The organism is Exiguobacterium sp. SL-10, from assembly GCF_004337025.1.
Classification (GTDB): Bacteria; Bacillota; Bacilli; order Exiguobacteriales; family Exiguobacteriaceae; genus Exiguobacterium.
In genome coordinates, this window is the sequence record NZ_SJUP01000002.1 from 266,977 (window position 1) to 284,690 (window position 17,714).

The 17,714-nt window shown below is 51.8% G+C and carries 16 protein-coding genes, 1 riboswitch and 1 other annotated feature; of the genes, 6 read left to right on the plus strand and 10 right to left on the minus strand.

The features are described 5' to 3' along the window. Positions 1–3: 3 nt before the first annotated feature. Positions 4–1,287, minus strand: a complete 1,284-nt coding sequence (locus tag EVJ33_RS04275; RefSeq protein ID WP_131434747.1) for a Na+/H+ antiporter NhaC family protein — start codon at positions 1,285–1,287, stop codon at positions 4–6. A gap of 72 nt (positions 1,288–1,359) precedes the next feature. Continuing rightward, a riboswitch (SAM riboswitch) is annotated at positions 1,360–1,455 on the minus strand. 97 nt (positions 1,456–1,552) lie between these two features. Continuing rightward, positions 1,553–3,232: a GGDEF domain-containing protein gene (locus EVJ33_RS04280; RefSeq protein ID WP_236634528.1), complete on the minus strand. Its 1,680-nt coding sequence runs from the start codon at positions 3,230–3,232 to the stop codon at positions 1,553–1,555. A gap of 154 nt (positions 3,233–3,386) precedes the next feature. After that, positions 3,387–3,598 (plus strand) — a binding site (T-box leader). A 53-nt stretch (positions 3,599–3,651) separates the two neighbouring features. Here EVJ33_RS04280 and argS point away from each other — a divergent pair. Then, entirely contained in the window at positions 3,652–5,334 is a 1,683-nt protein-coding gene (gene argS / locus EVJ33_RS04285; RefSeq protein WP_131434748.1) for an arginine--tRNA ligase, read from the plus strand. A 37-nt stretch (positions 5,335–5,371) separates the two neighbouring features. On the opposite strand, the gene EVJ33_RS04290 is transcribed toward argS, so the two are convergent. Both EVJ33_RS04290 and EVJ33_RS04295 read right to left on the minus strand, forming a co-directional pair. Then, positions 5,372–5,950: a metallophosphoesterase family protein gene (locus tag EVJ33_RS04290; protein ID WP_131434751.1), complete on the minus strand. Its 579-nt coding sequence runs from the start codon at positions 5,948–5,950 to the stop codon at positions 5,372–5,374. Beyond that, complete coding sequence (locus tag EVJ33_RS04295) at positions 5,947–6,438, minus strand: YajQ family cyclic di-GMP-binding protein (protein WP_021068146.1); 492 nt, start codon at positions 6,436–6,438, stop codon at positions 5,947–5,949. The genes EVJ33_RS04290 and EVJ33_RS04295 overlap by 4 nt, the downstream gene beginning before the upstream one ends. Positions 6,439–6,508: 70 nt before the next feature. Between EVJ33_RS04295 and pulA the strand changes: the two genes are divergently transcribed. Continuing rightward, entirely contained in the window at positions 6,509–8,503 is a 1,995-nt protein-coding gene (gene pulA / locus EVJ33_RS04300; RefSeq protein WP_131434753.1) for a type I pullulanase, read from the plus strand. Positions 8,504–8,518: 15 nt separating this feature from the next. Here the strand turns inward: pulA and EVJ33_RS04305 are convergent, their stop codons facing one another. Then, a complete protein-coding gene (locus tag EVJ33_RS04305; RefSeq protein WP_131434755.1) occupies positions 8,519–8,683 on the minus strand; it encodes a YycC family protein in 165 nt (54 codons plus the stop codon). Between the two features lie 140 nt (positions 8,684–8,823). Here EVJ33_RS04305 and EVJ33_RS04310 point away from each other — a divergent pair, with 140 nt between their 5' ends. From EVJ33_RS04310 to EVJ33_RS04320, 3 genes are all read left to right on the plus strand, one after another. Beyond that, on the plus strand, positions 8,824–9,615 hold the full coding sequence (locus tag EVJ33_RS04310) for a hypothetical protein (RefSeq protein WP_131434757.1): 792 nt from the start codon (positions 8,824–8,826) through the stop codon (positions 9,613–9,615). A 102-nt stretch (positions 9,616–9,717) separates the two neighbouring features. Continuing rightward, on the plus strand, positions 9,718–11,841 hold the full coding sequence (locus EVJ33_RS04315; RefSeq protein ID WP_131434759.1) for an MMPL family transporter: 2,124 nt from the start codon (positions 9,718–9,720) through the stop codon (positions 11,839–11,841). Between the two features lie 255 nt (positions 11,842–12,096). Then, positions 12,097–12,738: a YitT family protein gene (locus EVJ33_RS04320; RefSeq protein WP_131434761.1), complete on the plus strand. Its 642-nt coding sequence runs from the start codon at positions 12,097–12,099 to the stop codon at positions 12,736–12,738. A gap of 42 nt (positions 12,739–12,780) precedes the next feature. Here the strand turns inward: EVJ33_RS04320 and EVJ33_RS04325 are convergent, their stop codons facing one another. After that, a complete protein-coding gene (locus EVJ33_RS04325) occupies positions 12,781–13,176 on the minus strand; it encodes a DUF4367 domain-containing protein (RefSeq protein WP_161566893.1) in 396 nt (131 codons plus the stop codon). A 230-nt stretch (positions 13,177–13,406) separates the two neighbouring features. Between EVJ33_RS04325 and EVJ33_RS04330 the strand changes: the two genes are divergently transcribed. After that, complete coding sequence (locus EVJ33_RS04330) at positions 13,407–14,129, plus strand: YwiC-like family protein (RefSeq protein WP_131434765.1); 723 nt, start codon at positions 13,407–13,409, stop codon at positions 14,127–14,129. Between the two features lie 21 nt (positions 14,130–14,150). On the opposite strand, the gene EVJ33_RS04335 is transcribed toward EVJ33_RS04330, so the two are convergent. The 4 genes from EVJ33_RS04335 to EVJ33_RS04350 form a co-directional block, all read right to left on the minus strand. After that, positions 14,151–15,095: a DUF4003 family protein gene (locus tag EVJ33_RS04335; RefSeq protein ID WP_236634529.1), complete on the minus strand. Its 945-nt coding sequence runs from the start codon at positions 15,093–15,095 to the stop codon at positions 14,151–14,153. Between the two features lie 119 nt (positions 15,096–15,214). Then, positions 15,215–16,785 (minus strand): IS3 family transposase gene (locus EVJ33_RS04340; protein ID WP_131434767.1). Its coding sequence is split into 2 segments (ribosomal slippage): positions 15,215–16,146 and positions 16,146–16,785, totalling 1,572 coding nucleotides; the frame shifts between segments, so codons are not numbered across the junction. A 91-nt stretch (positions 16,786–16,876) separates the two neighbouring features. Continuing rightward, complete coding sequence (locus EVJ33_RS04345) at positions 16,877–17,308, minus strand: type III secretion system chaperone family protein (RefSeq protein WP_016509669.1); 432 nt, start codon at positions 17,306–17,308, stop codon at positions 16,877–16,879. Positions 17,309–17,374: 66 nt separating this feature from the next. Next, the gene (locus tag EVJ33_RS04350) at positions 17,375–17,641 is read right to left on the minus strand and encodes a metal-sensitive transcriptional regulator (RefSeq protein ID WP_021068154.1); all 267 of its coding nucleotides are present in this window, start codon (positions 17,639–17,641) and stop codon (positions 17,375–17,377) included. Positions 17,642–17,714 lie beyond the last annotated feature (73 nt).

Sequence of the window (17,714 nt, forward strand, 5' to 3'; positions counted from 1 at the left end):
TGGTTAGGCGCGCTTTTTGAAACGCGGGAAGTTAAAGACAATCGCCAATCCGCCACAAATGAAGAGGAGGAACGGATAGAACATATACGGGACGAGTGCCGGTGACGCCGTGTTCGTCAGTTCGGCGGCGATGAGGAGCTGCGCGCCATAAGGCAACAGGCCTTGGACGCCGCACGAGAAGATGTCGAGTACACTCGCTGACTTTTTACGCTCGATGTCATAATCGTCGGCGATGTTCGCCGCGAGCGGTCCGGCGACGAGAATCGAAATCGTGTTGTTCGCCGTCGCGACGTTCGTCGCACTGACGAGCCCGGCGATGCTCCATTCGGCGCCGGCCCGTTTTTGAATCCGCGACGTGAGCGTGTCACGCAAATAAGTGAGTCCGCCGTTATGCGAAATCAGTCCGACGAGTCCGCCCATGAGGAGCGTCAAGATTGAGATTTCGGCCATACCCATCATTCCGTCGGCCATAGCCGTGACGTATGACGTGACAGCCAAACTCCCATCGATCAACCCGATGATGCCGGTCAAGGCGATGCCGCCGAGCAAGACGAGGATGACGTTCAACCCGGTCAAGGCGAGAGCGATGACGGCGAGATAGGGGATCAGCTTGTACCATTCAAACGCGGCCGCATCGACAGTCGATTCACCGCTCGACAAGATGGATAAGAGCACGATTGTGATGAGTGCGGCCGGTAGGACGATCCAAAAGTTGGTCCGAAATTTATCGCGCATATTTGTGCGTTGGGTCCGGACGGCGGCGATCGTCGTGTCCGAGATGAACGACAAGTTATCCCCGAACATGGCACCGCCGACGACGGCTGCCGCCGCGATGGCGATATTGACGCCGCTCTCTTCATGGATACCGAGTGCGATTGGGGCGAGGGCGGCAATTGTGCCCGTCGATGTTCCCATCGCCATCGAGATGAAAGCCGCGATGACGAATAGACCGCTCAGTAAGAGCGAGGACGGTAAAAACGTCAGTGCCGCATTGACGGTCGCATCGATTGCGCCGATTGCTTCCGCGACGTTCGAGAACGCCCCGGCGAGCAAGAAGATGAAGACCATGATCAAAATACCAGGGTTCCCCGCGCCTTGGGCGACGCGTTCAACCGTCTGGGTGACGCTACCTTTCGTCATCATCGCCGCGACGATGACCGCGATTAATGCCGCGATCAAGACCGGAAATTTATAAAAGTCGTCATAGTAGATGCCTGCCCCAATAAAGAAGACGAGGAAGACGAGTAAAGGCAAGAGCGCCCATTTGTTAGCTGTTGGTTGTTCCAATCGATTCACCTCATTTGATTAAAATAAAAAGAGAGCCTTCTGAAAAAAGGCCCCCTCTACAAGAAAACACTTTTTTCATCTTTCGAGCAGACTGCTCGCTGGATTTGGCACAGGTTACCCGCTGCCGAGACGTCACTGGGCCAGTCCCTCAGTCTCTCTTGATAAAAAAGTTGTGATATTTAGTTATTAGACACGTTCCCTAACGTACCTGTTTCACATCCGCTTGTCAATAGCAAACCCCCACGCGGTGAACGTGGGGGATACGTCAAGTCGTCAAGAAATTGTAATGGGCGACACGGTTGCGTCCGGCGTATTTGCCGCCGACGTAGAGGGCCCGGTCAGCGTTACGAATCGTATCATCGAGGCGTTTGTCACCGAACATCAGAATCGTATCAACACCGATCGAAGCGGTTACCGAGATGTCAATCCCGTCGACATGGAACGGTTTGCTCTCGATTTGTTGACGAATCCGTTCGGCGATCTCGATGGCTTGTTCGACATCGCATCGGTTCAACAGCAAGATGAACTCCTCGCCGCCGTAACGGGCGGCAAAGTCGTCGGTACGCAATACTTGGCGAATCCGTCGCCCGAACTCTTGGAGCACACGATCCCCGACTTGATGTCCATGCGTGTCGTTGATTTTCTTGAAAAAGTCGATGTCGAGCATCGCGACCGAAATCGGATACATCGACCCATCCGAGATTTGTTGAATCCCGTATTCATAAAAAGCCCGCGCATTGGCGAGAAGCGTCAAACTGTCCGTCCGGCTCTCCGTGTAGAGACGGTCGCGTTCGTGGCAACGACTGATCGTCCGGTTGAACGACTTGAGCAGTTTGACGATCTCGCGTTGAATGATCGGAGGATAGCCGTAGACGTGCTCGCCGGTCATGACGAGCCACGTGCGAATTCCTTCAATCTCCTCGGATCGGACCGAGATGAAACTGTGATAGTCGTCGTTAAATTCCTTCGACAGCGGTGCGTCCCATTCGAAGCGCATCTCATACTCGACTGAGGCTTCGTTCGGATAAGCGTGATCGAGCAAATCAAACACGAGGTGACGGTCAATCGGCTGACGCGTCTTCAAATCAAAGTACAGCGTGCGGTCGAACAATTTAAACTCGACGAACCCCTCGTCATAGTGATTGAGTCGCTCGCATTGACTGAGAAACACTTCGATGGCTTGGGCCTCGCTCTGCGAGAGCGACACGGCTTCTTTCGCTTCATCATACTGCTCAATCAATGACTTGAAAGCGTCTTGTCGACCTTTTTGGATGACGAGCCGCTTGATCAAAAACGTGAGCGCGGCGGCGATGCTGCTGACGACGAGCAAGTTCGTCTCTCGGAAGAACGATGCCGCCAAAATGAAGATGAGACTGACGATATACGTATAAAACGCGATGTTCAAAAAATCGCGGACCGGGATATCGACCCGGAACCACCAACCGACTTGATACTTTTGGATCACCGTATTCAAAATGATGGCAACAATCAAACCGGCGAGCGGGAGAAACGAGTCTTGGGAATAAAAGCCGAGACCGGTCTCACCGCCGAGTGCAACATACACGCTGGCCGGGATCGCGATTTCTAAAAACGATGTGATCGCGTTCCACGGATACGTGAAGCGGAAGCGCCGAAGCGCGACGCGTGGTTTCAAGTTGACGAACTGAAAGACGAGTAGGCCGATTTGGTTGACGAACAGGGCCGTCTCGAAATCGAAAAACAAGAAAATGATGAGGACGATACTTTCTGAAAATGTGAAATAGACACCTTTCCGTTCGATGGAGTCCATTTGAAAAATGATGACGAGCAACGCGATTAAAAAGAAATGCAACGGCTCGATGGCCGGTATGTTCAATACGCCTGTCGCGAACAAGGAAATCGTCAAGATGAATAAAGCACTCCAAATACTCCAACCGAGGACGGACATCTTGCGAAAATAGTTCATGGTTCCCTCCTATGTGGGAAAAATTCAATTATGTATGGTAGAAGATTCGGCACTAGCGCGCCATAGTCCTGCCTATCCACCATAATGGCGGAATTCTAGCATTGAGTCTATATGAAATTTCCTCTATAATGAAATTGCTTTTCAACCACATAGACGAAAGTCGATGAAAAAGAGAGTAACGATCGTTCCGTCAACAAAGCGACCTAGGAATTGGTGAGAGCCTAGGCTGACAAACATCGCGAAACGCACTTTTGAGATGCTATCCGAAGCGAGTAGGCGTAGCCGGGGGACCCCCGTTATCACCGATAAAGCGGTCTGTGTCAAACAGGCAAGAAGAGTGGTACCGCGGGTCATCCCGTCTCTTTGCATCTGTGCAAAGGGCGTTTTTTTTATGAAGAATTTATTAAGGAGGAATTGTAATGAGTTATGAACGCAAATATGCAGAAGCCTTGTCCCGTGTCATCGGAGACGAGTTGACGCTCGACCAAATCGAAGCTTTGATTGAAAAACCAAAACATGAGGCGCACGGTGACCTTGCTTTCCCTTGTTTCCAACTTGCGAAAGCCTACCGGAAAGCGCCGGTCATGATCGCGACGGATATCGCAAACGACTTGAACGACGAATTGTTCACGAAAGTCGAGGCGGCCGGCCCGTACGTGAACGTCTTCTTGAGCCGTGACGTCGTATCACAAGAAATCATCAACACCGTGCTCGACGAAAAAGCGGACTATGCGACGCACGCGACCCGCAACGAGACAATCGTGACCGACTTCTCGTCACCGAACATCGCTAAGCCGTTCTCGATGGGACACCTCCGTTCAACTGTGATCGGGAACGCCATTAACCAAATCGCCCGTAAGAACGGCTACGATGTCGTCGGGGTCAACCACCTCGGAGACTGGGGGACACAGTTCGGAAAACTGATGGTCGCCTACAAAAAGTGGGGCAATGAGGAAGCAGTCCGTGAGAATCCGATTGCTGAGCTCTTGAAGCTTTACGTCCATTTCCATGAAGAAGCGAAGACGCAACCGGAACTTGAGGATGAAGGCCGTGCGTGGTTCAAGAAACTTGAAGACGGCAATGAGGAAGCGACAGAGCTTTGGACGTGGTTCCGCGAAGAATCACTCAAGGAGTTCCAAAAAGTATATGACCTCCTCGGTGTCGAATTCGATAGCTTTAACGGGGAAGCGTTCTATAACGACAAGATGGACCGCGTCGTCACTATGCTCGAAGAGAAAAACCTTCTCGTCGAAAGTGAAGGGGCGATGGTCGTTTCACTCGAGGACGAGAACTTGCCACCATGCTTGATCAAAAAGAAAGACGGCGCGACGCTTTATGCGACACGCGACTTGGCAGCTGCCGTCTATCGTCATGAGACGTACAACTTCGTCCAAGCGAACTACGTCGTCGGCGGCGAGCAGGCGCTTCACTTCAAACAACTGTTCTCAGTTCTGCGCAAGCTCGGCTATGACTTCGTCGATGGCATGCATCACGTGCCATTCGGCTTGATTTTGCAAGAAGGGAAGAAGATGTCGACACGTAAAGGTCGCATCGTCTTGCTCGAAGAAGTGCTGAAAGAAGCGATTGAGAAAGCTCAAGGCAACATCGCCCAGAAGAACCCGGAACTTGCGAACGCGGACGATGTGGCACGCATGGTCGGTGTCGGCGCGGTCATCTTCCACGATTTGAAGAACGAGCGCATCAACAACATCGAGTTCGACCTCGACAGCATGCTCAAATTCGAAGGGGAGACAGGGCCATACGTGCAGTATACGAACGCGCGTGCGAACTCACTCCTCCGTAAAGGCAACTACGACGGCTCGACGTTCACCGGTGCAGACGACGACCACACATGGGGTGTCGTGACGATGCTCAACGCGTTCCCACATGTAATCACGCGTGCCCATGAGCGCCGTGAACCATCGATCATCAGCCGTTACGTCCTCGACTTGGCGCAAGCGTTCAACAAGTATTACGGTCATGTCCGTGTCCTTGAAGAAGATGCAGGCAAACAATCGCGTCTCGCCCTCGTCAAAGCAGTGACGATCGTATTGACAGAAGGACTCCGTTTGATTGGCGTTCAAGCTCCAGAAGAAATGTAAGCACAAAGAAGGGACCCTTTTGAGGGGGTCCCTTTTCTTACGCCTTCATTCGTGTGACCGTCCGGGCTTTCGTATCATACAAACACCATTCCCGGTCGAAGATGACGGCACCGACGTTAATGACGTAACGCTTTTTCTTTAACGTGAACGGCTTCCCGATTTCCCAGGGGATCGAGCGGCCTTTCCGGTAAATTCCCGGGATGTGGCTGTGTCCGATAAAGACGAGCGGATACTTGCCCTTCTCGACGATCGGTTCCCAGGCTGGGCTCCAGTTCACTTGATGACCATGTAAGAACAACGCCTCATCGAGCGTCGTCTGTTCCGGTAATAACGAAATCCGGGTCTTGATCGGATGCGACACGACGAGCACCTCATCAATTCGTTCCTCTTGATTGCCACGCAGGCTCGGGAACGTGAGCAGCGCCTCGTAGTCCGGGTCGTACGACACGACGTCGGATACTTCGTGGAACCGTTCGTTCCGTCGCTTCTTGCCGATATGACATTCATACAAATCGCCGAGGCAGAGGATATGTTCCGTCTCACGCCGGACCGCATCGAGGACGGCCTTCAAATCATCAAACGAACCATGCGGGTCACTGATGATGGCGAGTTTCATCGGTAGTTCGTGAATTGGGCATCGACGGACAATTCGAGCTCACGAACGAGTTGCATGACGGCTTGGAGATCGTCGCGTGACTTGGCCGTCACTCGGATTTGATCGTCTTGGATTTGCGACTTCACTTTCAATTTCGATTCTTTAATGGCGTTGTTAATCTTTTTCGCATCGTCTTTATCGATGCCGCTCTTCAGCTTGACGCGTTGGCGTACGGTGCCACCGAGGGCGCGCTCGACTTTTTGATAGTCGAGGTTTTTTGTCGGCACGCCGCGTTTGATCAGTTTCGTGATCATGACGTCCTTCAATTGCTCGAGCTTATAGTCGTCATCTGAGACGAGGACGAGATCGCCGTTGTCGAGTGACATCTCACTCTTCGATCCTTTAAAGTCGTAACGGTTTAAAATTTCTTTCTCCGCGATTTGAATCGCGTTCTTTACTTCTTCGAGGTTCATTTCTGACACGATATCAAAAGAATTGTCTTTTGCCATGTTTCATCCATCCTTTACAAGGGTTTTGTTATAATGATAGCAGATTTGAAGTAGTGAAGGAGTGAAAGAGATGGAACATACTATCGATCAACAGACAAATGTAGATTTAGACCATATGGCGTATCACGGCAAAGACCTTGGGGTGACGTTTAAAGGTGATATCATCCGGTTGCGGGTCTGGTCGCCAGTCGCCGAAGCGATGACCGTAAAATTATACCGGACGCCGCGAGCACGAAAGTTCGAACGGATTGAACTCGAACGGGCTGAGAAAGGGACGTGGGTCCTTGAACTCGACCGCGCCTCATTCGAAGGATATTTTTACGTGTTTGAAGCGGTCGTCGCCGGCAAGCGCGTCGAGTCGCTCGATCCGTATGCGAAAGTCGTTGGTGTCAATGGGAAGCGCGGGTGTCTGCTCGACCCGTCAGCGCTCAACCCGGACCATTGGGTCAAAGAACGTCCGCTCTTCCACTCTTCACAAGAGGCGGTCATTTATGAGGCGCACGTCCGTGATTTGACAAGCCATCCGGATAGCGGCGTCATGCATCGCGGGAAATTCCTCGGGATGACCGAGGTCGGCACGAAAACGTCGAACGGTTATCCGACCGCACTCGACTATATCACCGCGCTCGGTGTCACCCATCTTCAACTTATGCCGTTCTTCGATTACGGTTCAGTGAACGAGTCACGCGAGAGCGAGGCGAATTATAACTGGGGCTATGACCCGGTCCATTACTTCGCTGTCGAAGGGTCGTACGCCTCGTCCGCCGATGACCCGGCCGCTCGCATCATCGAATTGAAGGCGATGATTCAGGCACTGCACGACCGTGGCATCCGTGTCATCATGGACGTCGTGTTCAACCACACGTACGACGCCTTGACGACACCGCTCGGCCAGTTCGTACCGGATTACTATTACCGGTTGAACGAGGACGGGACGCTGGCCGATGGTTCGGCGTGTGGAAACGATACGGCGTCAGAACGCGCGATGATGCGTAAATTGATTGTCGAATGCGTCTCATACTGGGCGAAAGAGTTCATGATTGATGGCTTCCGCTTCGATTTGATGGGTCTCCATGACGTCAAGACGATGAATCAAGTCCGGAAAGCGCTCGACCGCATCGACCCATCGATTCTCGTCACCGGGGAAGGGTGGGACCTTGACACGCCGCTCTCGGTCCGCAAGAAAGCGAACCAACATAATGCCCATAAGATGCCACGCATCGCTCAGTTCAACGACGCGATTCGCGACGGCGTGCGAGGGGATGTGTTCATCGAGGACTTGCCAGGCTGGATCAGTGGCAACACGGATTTGACGGCGGACGTCAAGCGCGGTATTGCGGGCGCGGTCACGAGCCAGAGTTTTGCTGATGAACCGAACCAAGTCGTGAACTATGTCGAGTGCCATGACAACTTGACGCTTTGGGACAAGCTTGCCGCCACGAACCCGGACGATGATGAGACGACACGTCGCCGCCGGCATCGCCTCGCGACATCAATCGTGTTGCTCAGTCAAGGTCTTCCGTTCCTGCATAGCGGTCAAGAGTTCTTCCGCACGAAAGACGGGGACGAGAACAGTTTCAACTCGGGTGAGGTCGTCAACCGATTGGATTGGACACGTGCCGAACAAGAGACGCCGAGCGTCGAGTACGTGAAAGGATTGATCAGTCTACGCAAACAATATCCGTTGTTCCGTCTCGAGAACGCGGAGCAGATTCGTAAACACTTGCGCTTCTTCGACGAAGAAGAAGGCGTGATCGCCTTTGAATTGAGCCGCCACCTCGAAGGATACGTCGAACGTCACCTCGTCTACCATAACGGGCTCGAGGAAGCGGTTGAGGTGAAACTGCCGGCCGGTAAGTTCGAGGTTCACGTCGAAGACCATACCGTCAATTTGACAGCGCCGCGCCTGATTGAAGAGCGTCACGTCACGGTGGCACCGCTATCGACGCTCGTCGTGACGGAACGCCGCCCGGATTACAGCAAATATGCGGTCGCCGGTGGGGCTGCCTTGGCCATCCTCGGCCTCTGGTACGTCGCGAAGAAACGCAAGAACAAACAACAGTAAACAAAAAAGGAGACGTTATTCCGTCTCCTTTTCCTCGTTTGTTTCAGTATTGGCTGCCTCGAGTTCCATCATCTTCTTGACGAGGATGTGTTTTGGCATATGCATGAGCTCCTCGAGCGGAACGTTCAGCTTGTTCGCAAGCTCGACCGCCGTCTCGGGAGAGAGTTGAAGTGGGCGCATGGAGGTCCCTCCTTTCTACTTACAAGTCTGTTACTGCCAGTATACAGGAAAATCAGACGTATTGAGAATGTGTTCGGTGAACACATTCAAAATCGAAAAATACGTCGGGCGTTGCTAAGCTGAAACTAGGAAGTGATCAAATGTACAAACAAGTAGCAGACTATCAATTTCATCAAACGGTTGAATGGTTGGAGCGCGTTGGTGAAGGATGGATGTTGTATTTGGCGCAAACGGGTTTTCTGTTTTTCGATGAGACGTTCCAAATCCGATGGGACCTCGAGTGGAAATGGGCACCGTGCGCACTATATATTGAACCACATGGAAGAAGAGCCATCGCGCTGTTTCGAGATTTACAGACTTACGGAGTCATGGATGTAACAAATGGGACGATGGAACAATATCCGATTCCACGGACGTTTCATGACGATTGTTTCAGTAACCTGTACCATTGGTCAGGAGACGACTTGTATCTTTACTCAGCCGAGTCAGATATCGTCGCCTTGAACTTGAACGACCACACGTTCCGGTATAGCCGCTACGAAGAAGTTCCAGAGTTCGGAAATATCCTTGAGCTTGCTTATCAGCCAACCTATGATTTCGAACGATTCACGGCACCTGGCCTTGTGACCTTGTACGATGAACCCAATCAACAGTTCATGGTCGAAAACGTCACAGCAGGGGAGCGTTGGACGATTCCGTACGGGGGTGACCGCGATTTGGTCATCGTCGATCAAATCGGCGAAACGACCGCGATTACTTCGATGACGTCGTTCCAACTGTTTGAGCGCGATCGTGAAGTGTTCTCATCTGAAGTGTGTGCTGAAACTGAATTACTGAAAGTCGTCTTATTGGACGAACCGGGCGACCGACTTGTCGTCTTGTCAACACCTCGCCACTTTTGCCATTGTTGGCTTCAAGTGTTCGAACGTTGACGCTCCTGGACCAGACCATGGTTCAGGATTTTTTTACGAAGGCTGACAGAATCTCGTCTCAAAACGGGAACAGTCTTCTTAGATGGAGAGGAGTGGACAGGGATGGAACGATTGGGAAAAAACTTGGTTCGATGGCGCTATGCTGTCGTGTTGATTTGGACGGTGTTACTCGCCGTATCGGTTTATTTCGGACTGCAGTTGCCAAGTGAGTTACGCGGTAACGGTTTCGCCATTCAAGACGGGCGTTTCGCCCAAGTGGAAGACAAATTGAACGACCGGTTCGACCGGGCCGGTGCCTCGATGATCGTCTTGCTCGAAGGTGGGGATTTGGACACGATCATTGAACAGCAACGCGATCAACTCGTAGAGGTCGATGGGGTCGACGGCGTGATTACGCCTGCCGAGAATCCGGAGGCCCGCGATGGGGACGTCGCTTACTTATTGCTCGAGTTCGAGGACTACGATACGGCTGAGGCGTCGATTGAGGACGTTCGCAGCGCCTTGATTCGCGACACGGATACAGACGTGCGGCTGACCGGAGAGCCGGTCTTCGCCGATGACTTGAACGAGGCATCAAAAAATGACTTGATTCGGGCCGAGTTGATTGGGATCCCGGTCGCGTTGCTCGTGCTCTTGCTCGTCTTCGGGACACCGCTCGCCGCCTTCATGCCTTTATTTGTCGGGTTAATCACGTTCATCGTGGCGGCGGGTTCGCTATTCTTCTTTGCCCAGACGATGGAACTGTCCATTTTCGTGTTGAATGCGGTCGCGATGATCGCCATCGCGCTCGGAATCGACTTCTCCTTGCTGCTCGTCAATCGATACCGGGAAGAACTCGTGACAGGGAAGTCGCGTGAGGCCGCCATCGTCCGAACGGTCGCGACGGCCGGACGTTCGATTTTATTCTCAGGACTTTGTGTCTTCGTCGGACTGGCTGGACTTTTATTCATCCAAGTCGACGTGTTTCAAGCGATCGCCCTCGGTGCGTTGATTGCCGTGGCGGGTGCGGTCTTGTCGGCGCTCACGCTATTGCCATCTGCTCTGTACATCGTTGGGGACGCGATTAATAAAGGACGTCTCGTCAAAACGAACGAGACGCGCTCTGAAGTGCGCTGGCAAAAGTTGGCCCGTTTCGTGATGAGACGTCCCGTCACGATGACACTCGTGGCACTCTTGCTGTTACTACCGAGCCTTTGGTTCGTCCGTGACCTCGAACTGAACATCCCAGATGCCGATGCGCTCCCGACCTCGTATGAGTCGCGGGCCGCCCTTGAACGGTGGGACGATGTATTTGGCGAGACGTCGACCGATGCGGTGCTCTTATTTGAGACGAATGATTTGACCGATCCGATGATTCTCGACGAATTGACGGCGCTCACTGAGGAACTGTCTGCCGATCCGATTGTCGATAACGTCACGACGTTCCTCACTGCTTCCGGGCTCGAACCGGCTGAATTCCAACAGCTCGTCGAAGTGGCACCCGAACAACTAGAGGCGTTCGATCGTCTCGTCACGCTAGAAGGGAATACAGACCTCGCGCTCGTCAACATCAGCTTCGACGTCCCGCCGAGCGACAAGGATGCTCAGGCGTTCGTCCGTGATTGGCGCGAGAACGGCTTCGACGTCGGGGGACCGGCCGCGTTCAACGAAGAGATTTATGAAGAGATTTACGACAGTATCCCGTATGCGGTCATCACTGTCATTTTGGCGACGATGGTCATTCTCATGTGGGCGTTCCGTTCTGTCTTGATCCCAATCAAAGCGATCATCATGAACGTGCTTGGTCTCGGAGCGACGTTCGGACTGCTCGTCATCATCTTCGAATCCGGTTACGTATATGACGCCGAGACGATCAGTATTTTGACCCCAGTGTTCATCTTCTCGCTCGTGTTTGGCCTGTCGATGGACTATGAGGTGTTCCTCGTATCACGGATCGAAGAATATTACCGGGAGACTGGGGATAATGATTACGCGACGGAGATGGGTCTCGCGAAAACGAGCAAAATCATCACATCGGCCGCAGTCATCATGATCGTCGTCACGGGAGCGTTCGCCTTCACCGGCGTCAGCCCAATCAAACAGCTCGGGGTCGGCATCGCGCTCGCCATCTTTATCGACGCGACAATCATCCGCATCTTGCTCGTACCGTCCTTGATGAAACTGTTCGGGAACTGGAACTGGTGGTGGTTCGGGAAGAAAGATTTACCGAAACGTAACCTACACTAAATATACATTTAATGAAATAGTCATGAAAATGTGTTAAAATAGTTTCATGATTACGCGCAATTTGGGAAAGGAAGGTCTTTATGGATACCGAGAGGACATGGCCTCTGTTTCAATTACCGGACTTCTAGCGTTGAGCTTTTTACAGGCGACATCATTGTAAAAAATCAACAAACGGAAGATCGGAGATGGAACAGATGGAACCGCGGCTACGACTGAGGATCCTCCTCTCCGTTGAAAACGGGGAGGACAATCGGAATGAAACGAGTTGCTACCATAGTGCTCGGAACGCTGATCATGGCGTTCGGTTATTATTATTTGAATGAACAGTTTGGTTTGGCAGAAGGGGGCTTTGTCGGGTTAGCATTACTCGGCCGCTATCTATTTGATATCGATCCAGCGATTTCGATGATCGTGCTCGACATCCCCTTCTTTTTAATCGCCCTTTGGTGGAAAGGCTGGCGCTTCGTCGGACAAGCCGTGCTTGCCGCGGCGTCGTTATCGCTCAGCTACGCGATGTGGGACCGCTTGGATTTACTCACATTCGACATCCAAGTCTGGCCGGCGACGTTGTTTGCCGCTATCGCCAGCGGGATTGTCACCGGGTACGGGCTCGGTCTCGTCTTGAAGTCAGGCGGGGCGACCGGGGGCGACGATTTATTCGCTCTTGGCCTATCTAAATGGACCGGCGTATCGGTCGGGACGATTCTCATCATATTTGATGTCATCGTCTTGGCGATCTCGCTCATCTATTTGCCGCTCTCGAACGCGCTCTACACGCTTCTCGCAGTCTCGATCGCGGGTCGTGTCGTCACGAAGATGTTGGCGGACGACGTGGTCGAACAGCCTGCACCGGCAGTGATTAAACCTAAGCTTGCACCAAAAAACGATCTCGCGTGAGATCGTTTTTTTAATGGTGTATGTAAAGGAGCTTGTCATTACTTACTTTTCGATTGAACTCGCAATTTTCAATAACTCTTCTTTCGAAAGACGACTCCCTGAATAGTCGATTGCGTATTCAACATTTTCGTGTTGCCAACTGACCATTTTTGTTTGATCAACCTCTGTATAATATCCACTCGAGCCATCTAGTAACTCGATAGACTCGTCCCAACTAGTGACGTGATTCCAGCCGAGGTTTGTCGTGGTCCATATCGTCAACGATTCGACGTCGTTCTCGTATACAAGCTTGACTTGACTCAAATTGACGAGATTGGAGTACTGATTCGTTGTTTCAATCGGAAGATAATTAGGTTCATTGACTTTGAACGGAACGAACGATGTCGTGAATGTGAGTGGTAATGGAGCCCGTCCGGCAATCAGAAGAATAAAAATCAAGCCAAATATGACTTTGAATATGGGCCGGCTGGTTCTTTGATTTGTTTGACGGGTCACTGGTCTGTCTCCTCTCATTCTAATCACTTCTAGCATACCGAAATAACATTCTAAATAGACGATTGTTTTATGTAACAGGGATATGAGAAATCAAATCTGCGGAGAACAGTAACAAACGTCACAGCGCTTTCTGGAGCTGTTGCTCTACACTAAACATAGAAGGAGGGAGTCACATGACATGGATGATTCCAAAACAGCACGGCGCTTGGTCGATGCTGATCTTACCGTTCTTACTCGGCGGCATTGTCGGAGGGTGGACGCTCGCGCACATCCCGTTCGCCATCGCCTGGTTGTTCGTCTATATGGGAACATTTTTCTTGTTCCAATACATTAAGCAACGAAAGAAGTCTAAGGAGCTGTTGCGTACGGTCGTGACGTATTTGACGATTGCGACCGTCGCCGCCATCCCGGTGTTTCTATCCGAGTGGCGTCTCGTCTGGTTCGTCCTCACCATGATCCCGTGTGGACTCGTCAACGCCTATTTCGCCAAAATCAAAGACGAGCGTAACGTCTGGAACGACGTCAGCGCCGTCACCTCATTTTGTATCGGCGGGATGGCGAGTTATTATCTCGGGGCACATGCCTTGGATGGGACGATGATGTGGATGTTCGCTTTGCCGTACTTATATTTCCTCGGAAGTATCTTTTTCGTCAAGACGATGATTCGAGAGAAGAAGAGTCTATTCTATCGAAACGTATCATGGGGGTATCACTCCTTGCTTGTCGTCATCTTCATCGCGTTCGGCTATCCGATTTTGGCACTCGCTTACGCGCCAAGTCTCGTCCGGGCGGTGACGTTCTACGGCAAAAAGATCCCTATCATGAAGATCGGGATCGTCGAAATCGCCAACTCGGTGTTCGTGCTCGGTTGTCTCAGTTGGTATTTATTTAGTTGAGAAGGGGAAACCCTTCTTTTTTTAGTCGCTCGAAGATGTGCTCGAAATGATAGCCACGGTCGTCGCGGCCGTTGCTGCTTGTTGCATGGCGAGCAGATGAGCGAACGTACCGTGTAACAGTAAATCGCTCGCGTCTTCCTTGATGTTGTTCGCCGCGACGAGTTGCAGGGCGACCGTCAACGCGTGGGCGTGGAACCAGCGATGCTTTTCCTTCTCGGCGTTCGTGATGTCGATCAGGTCACGCTCATCGTTGTCGTTCGGGGCCGCGACGATGGCCAAGAGGGCGAGCGCTGGCAGATGCTCGTTTTTGAAGGCGATTGCTTGTCCTTGGAGCCGCGTGCGCCACACGAGGAGGCGGTTGACGACCTCGTCTGAAGGCAAGTCGCTAAAAGCAAGCAGATGGGAGACGAGTTGGAGCTCGTTTGAGCGGGGTAACTCGGCCTTCAACGCTTCGTAATACGTCTCAATCCGTTGACTCAACGCATCGTGGTCATCGAACGCTTGCACCAGGACGAGGGCGGACAAGAGGTCTTCTTCACTCGTCAGCCAAGGATGGTTTCGTTTGAACGTCTGATAGAGTGCGCTCGCCTCATCAAGTCGGCGCTCGGGCTCATCGACGTTAATCAGTTGGCTCGCGATGAAGGGGCGCAACATACTGAAGCGGAAGTGTTTCCGGTCGAGCAACGTGTCGAGCCGGAGTGCCTCGTCGATGGCTGGTTCGATGTCTTCGTACTTGGCATCGAGAAACGACAGCCAGACGAAATTAGTGCTGCCGCGAAATTTCGAGAACATGCCGGTCTTCTGTTTCAGAATCGCTTGAGCGTGCTCGAACCGTTCCGAATCGAACGGGGTATCGTGCATGGCGTAGTTGATGGCCATCAAACGTCGGAAATCGTCAGTGAACCACTTTGTCGCTCCCCTGATTCCTTCGAGTGCTTCGAGGTAACGGGTGTAACGTGTCATCATCAGCAATTCCTCCTTTTTCTCCTTATACGAGCTTAATCGAAAGAATGATTCAAAAAAAAGCCGCCCTGGATTCTGAACTGCTCCCCGTCAAGTAGACAGTGTAAATAATGAAAACCAACCTAGGCGGCTTGAGACCTGTATTCGACAGGGCTCAGGCCGTTTAGTCGTTTCTGGAAACGGTCGTGGTTGTAGAACGCTATGTAGTTCTCGATTGCCTTCGTCAGTTCGCTATAGGCCTGGAACTCACGCAAATAGTACATCTCCACTTTCAGGGTGCCCCAGAAACTCTCGATTGGGGCGTTGTCGATACAGCGTCCCACGCGGGACATGCTGTGGGTCAGTCCCGCGTCCTCTACCATGCGTTTGAACCCTCTCGAGGTGTATTGGAACCCTCGGTCGCTATGGATCATCAGACTCGCTTCTGTACGTAGACCCGCGATGGCTGGCATCATCGTTTTAAAGACGAGCCCGTTGTTGTTGGACTTCCCGACACGATAGGCGACGATCGAGCCGTCGTACAGGTCGATAATCGCGCTAAGGTACGCCTTCTTCCCGGCACCGTATTTGAACTCGGTGACGTCGGTGCACCATTTCTCGTCCGGCCGGGCCGCGCTGAACTCTCGGTTCATCAAGTTCTCGGCCACATGCTGTGGCGTTGACTTCTTATATTTCCTCCGCTTCCGGCGGATGATCGATTGAATCCCATGGCTATGCATCAAACGATAGATTCGCTTTTCATTGAACGGGGACAAGTTTTGTTGCCGGCGTAGCCGATTGATGGTCATCGTGATCCGACGGTACCCGTATGTCCCGTTCGCCTGATCATAGAGTAGACGGATGTCCTCCAGGAGCTTCTCGTTCTCTTCTTGACGCACCGATATGGTGCGATTCAACCATTTGTAATAGGCCGCCCGTGAGATGCCGGCGACCCGGCAGAGGAGCACAATCGAGAGAGCTTCCTCTCCGTTCAATTCTTTGATGGCGATATATCTTTGCTGTAGCCGTACCTGGCTGATCACGACCTCCTCTCGATCTCCTCTAACTTTTTTAGGAACAGGTTGTCCGCACGAAGAAGTTCGTTCTCAAGCTCCATTTGCTGGATACGACGTTTCAGCTTCTCTTCTTCACTTAGTTCATCCTCTGGCTTCGTACGCCCACGGCGGTCTAGGAGCGCTTCTGCCCCGGTCGTGTCATACTTCTTGACCCAGCCATAGACCTGGGCATAGGATACCTGATATTGTTCCGCGGTCTGCTGGTAGTTGCGACCATTCTCCAAACAGTATTTCACGATCTCAAAGCGCTCTTCAAATGTAGTTTTTCTTCCTTTTGTCATAGCTAGACCCATCCCTTTTCTCGAATCTGTTAACTCGCTATGACTAGTATACTTCCTAATCCATCTGTGAAGAACAGACCAGTGACTGATTTGATGTTTGGAGAGTGTCTCTAGTTTAGTGAGACCACCGAGATAGTCACGGACCGCCGCAATCTTCAGTTCCTTGGTGTAGGGCTTCCATGTCCTCGATTGCTTCAACGCGTCAATACCGCCGGTATCGAATTTTACTTTCCATAACTTAAGGGTGTCCATAGAGACGTCATGTGCCTCCCTGATTTCCTTCCAGGTATATGTGCCTTGATCCATCATGCGCAGCGCGCTCAGTTTTTGTTCGATCGTATGTCGACTTCTCGTCATAAAAAAAACACTCCCCAATCAGATAAACAGATTTGTTATTTCATCTGTCTACTTATTGGGGAGCATATCATTCGTCCGGGGCGGCTGCTTGTTATTGGACTTGCGTATACAACTTCTGCATGTACTCGTTCACTTCGTCGGCCGCTTGGAACATCATGAATGAATGTTGCAAGATGATCTCTGGTGAGAAACCGAGGTCGAGGTCGAGCGTCGAGGCGAGCGTGACATCACGGTCGCTGTCGAGTACGCAACGGAAGTATTTGAACTCTTGGTTGAACTCGTTCAAGGCGTTCAGAATTGGTAGGTCTTCGACGTAATCCGGCACGTGAGTGACCGTCGCGGCATACAATTCCGCATCTGTCGTCTTTTTATTGAAGGCGATAATCATAACGGGCTGAGCCCCGGATTTAGTCGTTTCACGTGTCAAGAATGTGACGTGTGTTTCGGTCTCGCTCTCTTTGAACGTCATATTGCGTTCAGCGACGAGCGCTTTAAATGATTCTACTTTTTCTTCGAAGTTCACAAACAAGTCCCCCTTAAAAGTCGTTACTCTAACTTTCGCCCATTTGCGGAGGGAAAGCAAGGGGAACTAGCGTTTCATCAACATTTTGATGGCTTCTTCAACGGTTTCTGACGTATCTTCGCCATCTTGTTGGGCGGTAATGATACACTGCTCCAAGTTCTTGGCGACGATAATCGTCGAGGCCCGGTCGAGCGCCGATCGAGCCGCGCTCAACTGCGTCACGACGTCGCGGCATTCTTTTCCTTCTTCCATCATCCGGATGATGGCCCGGATTTGACCTTCGACCCGTTTCATCCGGTTCAACACTTTTGCATCGTATTGATACTGTTCCATTAGATTCACCTCTATATTCAAATCGTTCAGTAACCCAACTATTTTATGTGTAGTCTCATCTTAATACGTGGGG

What these genes read in the sequence shown, in the direction of transcription:
- EVJ33_RS04280 (WP_236634528.1), bottom strand. Translation starts at nt 3,232, where the DNA reads ATGAACTATTTTCGCAAGATGTCCGTCCTCGGTTGGAGTATTTGGAGT.
- argS (WP_131434748.1), top strand. Translation starts at nt 3,652, where the DNA reads ATGAGTTATGAACGCAAATATGCAGAAGCCTTGTCCCGTGTCATCGGA.
- EVJ33_RS04290 (WP_131434751.1), bottom strand. Translation starts at nt 5,950, where the DNA reads ATGAAACTCGCCATCATCAGTGACCCGCATGGTTCGTTTGATGATTTG.
- EVJ33_RS04295 (WP_021068146.1), bottom strand. Translation starts at nt 6,438, where the DNA reads ATGGCAAAAGACAATTCTTTTGATATCGTGTCAGAAATGAACCTCGAA.
- pulA (WP_131434753.1), top strand. Translation starts at nt 6,509, where the DNA reads ATGGAACATACTATCGATCAACAGACAAATGTAGATTTAGACCATATG.
- EVJ33_RS04305 (WP_131434755.1), bottom strand. Translation starts at nt 8,683, where the DNA reads ATGCGCCCACTTCAACTCTCTCCCGAGACGGCGGTCGAGCTTGCGAAC.
- EVJ33_RS04310 (WP_131434757.1), top strand. Translation starts at nt 8,824, where the DNA reads ATGTACAAACAAGTAGCAGACTATCAATTTCATCAAACGGTTGAATGG.
- EVJ33_RS04315 (WP_131434759.1), top strand. Translation starts at nt 9,718, where the DNA reads ATGGAACGATTGGGAAAAAACTTGGTTCGATGGCGCTATGCTGTCGTG.
- EVJ33_RS04320 (WP_131434761.1), top strand. Translation starts at nt 12,097, where the DNA reads ATGAAACGAGTTGCTACCATAGTGCTCGGAACGCTGATCATGGCGTTC.
- EVJ33_RS04330 (WP_131434765.1), top strand. Translation starts at nt 13,407, where the DNA reads ATGACATGGATGATTCCAAAACAGCACGGCGCTTGGTCGATGCTGATC.
- EVJ33_RS04335 (WP_236634529.1), bottom strand. Translation starts at nt 15,095, where the DNA reads ATGATGACACGTTACACCCGTTACCTCGAAGCACTCGAAGGAATCAGG.
- EVJ33_RS04350 (WP_021068154.1), bottom strand. Translation starts at nt 17,641, where the DNA reads ATGGAACAGTATCAATACGATGCAAAAGTGTTGAACCGGATGAAACGG.